Source organism: Moorena sp. SIO3B2 (assembly GCF_010692525.1).
In the GTDB taxonomy this organism is placed as follows: Bacteria; Cyanobacteriota; Cyanobacteriia; order Cyanobacteriales; family Coleofasciculaceae; genus Moorena; species Moorena producens.
Genome location: NZ_JAAHHE010000162.1, coordinates 9,855 through 14,757, shown reverse-complemented (window position 1 = coordinate 14,757; position 4,903 = coordinate 9,855). Strand labels below are relative to the sequence as shown.

Annotated in this window: 4 protein-coding genes; 1 reads left to right on the top strand and 3 read right to left on the bottom strand. The window is 42.6% G+C overall.

What is annotated here, in order from left to right; all coding sequences use genetic code 11:
- Window positions 1–150 precede the first annotated feature (150 nt).
- Both F6K38_RS25250 and F6K38_RS25245 read right to left on the bottom strand, forming a co-directional pair.
- Complete coding sequence (locus tag F6K38_RS25250) at window positions 151–1,341, bottom strand: hypothetical protein (protein ID WP_287357841.1); 1,191 nt, start codon at window positions 1,339–1,341, stop codon at window positions 151–153.
- Between the two features lie 448 nt (window positions 1,342–1,789).
- Complete coding sequence (locus F6K38_RS25245; protein ID WP_287357840.1) at window positions 1,790–2,689, bottom strand: alpha/beta fold hydrolase; 900 nt, start codon at window positions 2,687–2,689, stop codon at window positions 1,790–1,792.
- Between the two features lie 483 nt (window positions 2,690–3,172).
- On the opposite strand from F6K38_RS25245, the gene F6K38_RS25240 reads away from it, so the two are divergent.
- Entirely contained in the window at window positions 3,173–3,445 is a 273-nt protein-coding gene (locus tag F6K38_RS25240; RefSeq protein ID WP_287357838.1) for a hypothetical protein, read from the top strand.
- Window positions 3,446–3,596: 151 nt separating this feature from the next.
- Here the strand turns inward: F6K38_RS25240 and F6K38_RS25235 are convergent, their stop codons facing one another.
- Window positions 3,597–4,709, bottom strand: coding sequence for an S-(hydroxymethyl)glutathione dehydrogenase/class III alcohol dehydrogenase (locus F6K38_RS25235; RefSeq protein ID WP_287252254.1), 1,113 nt, complete (start codon window positions 4,707–4,709; stop codon window positions 3,597–3,599).
- Window positions 4,710–4,903 lie beyond the last annotated feature (194 nt).

Sequence of the window (4,903 nt, the reverse complement as noted above, 5' to 3'; positions counted from 1 at the left end):
GTAAGAGTTGTCCTAACCTTAGTGCGTACTGCTATAGCTGATAGCTGATAGCTGATAGCTGATAGCTGATAGCTGATAGCTGATAGCTGATAGCTGATAGCTGATAGCTGATAGCTGATAGCTGATAAACGACTAAAATAAGCCCCGCCTTTAGCGTCCGCTTATTTTTCTGGTTAGATTTTTGACAATCTCTCGTTGCGGACTGCCTTTGGGTAGTATTTTGTCAATCAAAGACTTTTTGTTTAACGTTCTCCGGAGTTGCCCAACCCAAGAATCCTTGACTTCGTTTTTATTGGCATACTCATATATTTGTCGCCACTCTCCACGAACAGCTTCGTTAGGCAGGGTGATTTCTTTGATATCGTCAAGAATATTGGAATCAGGAAAGCATATGGGAATCGGGTTGCCTGTCGCCAAAAAATTAAGTTTAGTCCTCACGCACTTCTCACATTTACCGCAATTTCGGTCTTTTAAGTCTCCTTGCCAACAGACACGCAAATTTTCAATACCAACTTTCCAATCACAAATTTCTTTTACTTTTTCGGTTCGGTTATGGCTGGCACCATCATGGATCACATGAAAATCACCAGAAGTTAACAAAGGATCTGTAATCGGGGATGAACCCCAAGGAATAACCAGTGAATCATAGGGTTCACTACTACCAACAATACAGGTACCAGCAACTTTTTTGAAATTGCTAAGAACAGCAACTAAAACACAGGAAAAAGCATGTTCCCAATTGACTGTTGTAATTTCACGATAGTTGGTTTTGATCGGTACTAGTTTAAGCTGAATATCCTTTAAGGTTTCTTGGGCTCTCTTGCTAGCATTATTGAATGAGGTTTCTTCCCTAAGTGGAATGTCGAACCCGTGAACTATTGAGCATAGCTTGATGTCCTGAGACCGATGACTGAATTTTGCTTGGGAGTGACGCCATACTGAGAAGGTGGCATCAACACCCCCAGAAAAGGCACATATGGCACCAGATACTGGTGTACTATTATCTCTGATAGACTCTGCGCTAATATTAATGTAAGAATATAGGTCAGGTAACCATTTATACCATGCTACTTGATATTCAACCAAATTACTTAAGAGCTGTTTTGAGACTTCCCCTTTAACAATTACATCTCTTTCTTCTTTCATTGCATCCATAATGACCGCAAGCAAATAACTGTCACAATCATTATCTTCCGGGGGCACGATTGATTTATCGAATTGAAACCATAGCTCAGTCTGATCGACTTGGACATCGCCATCAATCCGCTTAATTCTGCATCGTCTAACGCAATCACTATCGGTAGTTTCGCGATTCAACGGTTCAATTTCAATATATTTCATGATCATGGTTTCCTGGGGGGGATATGTAAGCTAAAATCATTACTGGGTAATAATTTCAGCCCATAATTTACTTAAGGTTTTAGAGGTTGTCTGAAAAGTCTCATTTGCTACATCCAAGCCCCCGTTGGTCCCCCAATTTTGGGGGACTTCTACCAGCAAATTGATTCTTGTTCCCCCCAGAATTGGGGGGCTAGGGGGGCAAAATTCAGTATCAAAAAACTTTTCAGATATCCTCTTAGGGAACAGCGGATCTGGGAACAGGGAACAGGTAAGAGAGAAAAAATCCTGTGTACCTGATAGTTATGAAAAACGCTGTATAGTAAACTTTTCAGGACTCATGTCACCCCCTCAGGATAATTTCCTTCAAATATAACTATTTATAGCGTTTAAGGATAAGCAATGTCGCTCATGACTCTGAGAATTGCTATAACTGCTATAAAAGCGATCGCTAAATAAAATCCTCAATCACTGCTGTTACCGCTTCATGATACTCTTCAGAAATACCTAAAGTTCCAGCTAATCGAACGGTTTGCACCTGTCCTAACTCCGCCATCGCTATCATTTCGGCTTTTGACTTAGGTGGCGCATTTTCCGCTAATATCATTAATAAGGGCATCGGCACAGAATCTAAAAGCTGCAAAAATTCCTCCCGATTAGCTACAGGATCGATTGCGCCAGTAACAAAGGCAGCAGGGGCATATCTGCCGCCATCTTTGGAAGTGATTTTGTGTTTTTGGGCAATAAATTCGGGAGTTAGTTTGGTTTCATCCACATAGACGTGGCGTTTATACATCAAGCGCAGAAAAGAAGGGGTAGTGTTGAGATAGTATAGACTCTGACCTAACCAGGGCGATCGCACTAGGTTTTTTACTCCGTTTCTGACTCCATCGGGTAAACCCATTACTCTTAACGGTCCTTTCCAAGTGGGAGCCACTAAAATTAGTTTAGAAATACTATCTGGATTATATTGGGCAAATTGTAAAGCGTATCCCGAAGCATGACCCGCAGCAATTACGATAATTGAGTTATTAAAAACAGATTTAATAAAATCTGCTAATAACTGCTGAAATAATACGGGATTGTAATCTACAGGAGGGCATTGAGACTCGCCAAATCCCAACCAATCTAGAACGGTAACGTGATAGTTGGTAGCGAGTAGATTGGCAATACCTTTCATTTCTGTGCGACTAGAAACTGTACTAAAAGCAGGCAGTAACAGTACGGGGTTTCCTGCGCCAATGGTTTCGTAGACCACTTGATACTGTTTGTCTTGCCAATTCCAGTTGTAGAAATTTTTGGTACCGCCAATACCAGAGTTAATCTGAGTGGGATTAGTTGCTGTAGTCATAGTGATAGTTAATATAGGGTTTGTATTTGAGTTTTGAACATAGGATTGATGGGAAAAGGGAACAGGGAACAGCGGATCTGGGAACAGGGAAAAAATCCTGTTTACCTGATTACGCTAGAAATCCCTATACAGGGTGATCAAAAAACTTGGGCATGAAAACCAAGTTGAACAAGAAGCTTTGAGTCAATAAGACAATAACCACTGCTGTTGTGGCAACTGCTACAGTTTTTATTTAATATTTTGTCAAATTAAGTAACTTTTTTAAGTAAAATTTAACGTAATCAAACTTAACAGTAGCTTGTAGGGTGGGCAAAAAGAGTTTGGTGGTTTTGATTAGTCACGAAATGATGACTTTGCCCACCCTACTCTACTTAACTTAACAGTAGCTTGTAGGGTGGGCAAAAAGAGTTTGGTGGTTTTGATTAGTCACGAAATGATGACTTTGCCCACCCTACTCTACTTAACTTAACAGTAGCTTGTAGGGTGGGCAAAAAGAGTTTGGTGGTTTTGATTAGTCACGAAATGATGACTTTGCCCACCCTACTCTACTTAACAGTAGCTTGTAGGGTGGGCAAAAAGAGTTTGGTGGTTTTGATTAGTCACGAAATGATGACTTTGCCCACCCTACTCTACTTAACAGTAGCTTGTAGGGTGGGCAAAAAGAGTTTGGTGGTTTTGATTAGTCACGAAATGATGACTTTGCCCACCCTACTCTACTTAACTACGCGAACGCGCAGCGTCGGGCTCTGCCAGTAAGCGTGGCCTACGGCTAACCAAATAACCTTGGCCAATAGGCCACGGGTTCCCTGAAAGCGGGACGAAGTCCATCGCGTTCAACCTTCAACCAACAAACCTTCAACCTTCAACCAACAAACCTTAAACCTTAAACCTATGAATTAACCTTCAACTATCCAAACGTCACCACACTACGAATCGACTCACCCTTATGCATCAAATCGAAGGCATCATTAATTTGTTCCAAGGGCATGACATGGGTAATCATATCATCAATATTAATCTTACCTTCCATATACCAATCTACGATTTTAGGAACATCCGTGCGTCCTCTAGCTCCCCCAAAAGCTGTACCTCGCCAGACCCGTCCAGTTACCAGCTGAAAAGGTCGAGTATTGATTTCTTCTCCAGCACCTGCGACACCAATAATAATAGATTCACCCCAACCTTTGTGGCAGCATTCTAGAGCTTGGCGCATCACCTTCACATTACCAATACACTCGAAACTATAATCAGCGCCCCCTTTAGTTAAATCAATAATGTAAGGGACTAAATCTCCCTCTATTTCATTAGGATTTACAAAATCGGTCATCCCGAATTTTTCAGCAAGTTGTTGTTTTTTGGGATTAATATCAACACCTACAATTTGGCTAGCACCCACCATCCGTGCGCCTTGGATTACATTCAAACCAATTCCCCCGAGTCCAAATACCACGACTCTCGAACCTGGTTGAACTTTAGCGGTATTGATCACAGCACCAATACCCGTTGTAACTCCACAACCGATGTAACAAACTTTATCAAAGGGAGCATCTTTGCGGATTTTTGCTACTGCGATTTCTGGCAGTACGGTATAGTTAGCAAAGGTGGATGTCCCCATGTAATGATGGAGCATTTTGCTATCGACAGAGAAGCGACTGGTACCATCGGGCATCAAACCACGTCCTTGGGTATTCCGAATCGCCTGACAAAGATTGGTTTTACCACTTAAACAGTATTCACACTGACGGCACTCAGGGATATAGAGGGGAATCACATGGTCTCCTACCTGGACGCTAGTCACCCCTTCACCCACCTCAACGACTACACCTGCTCCCTCATGTCCTAGAATGGCTGGGAATAGTCCTTCTGGATCTGCGCCAGAGAGGGTATAGGCATCAGTATGGCATACTCCGGTTGCTTTAATTTCCACCATCACCTCACCCGCCTTAGGTTCGGCTACCTGAACCGTTTCAATGGATAAAGGCTTGCCTGCTTCAAAAGCTACTGCGGCTTTGACCTCCAAAATCGACTCCTACTTGGTTCTATCAACTGACCTATTCTATTGAAATATTCTGGCTTTGGATAGCAAGCAAAAGAGGAGGTACACAGGATTTTTACCTGTTCCCGAATCCCGAATCCCGATTCCCGAATCCCGATTCCCGTTCCCCTCCTGGGAGGGGTTAGGGGTGGGTTCCGATTCCCGAATCCCGATTCCCG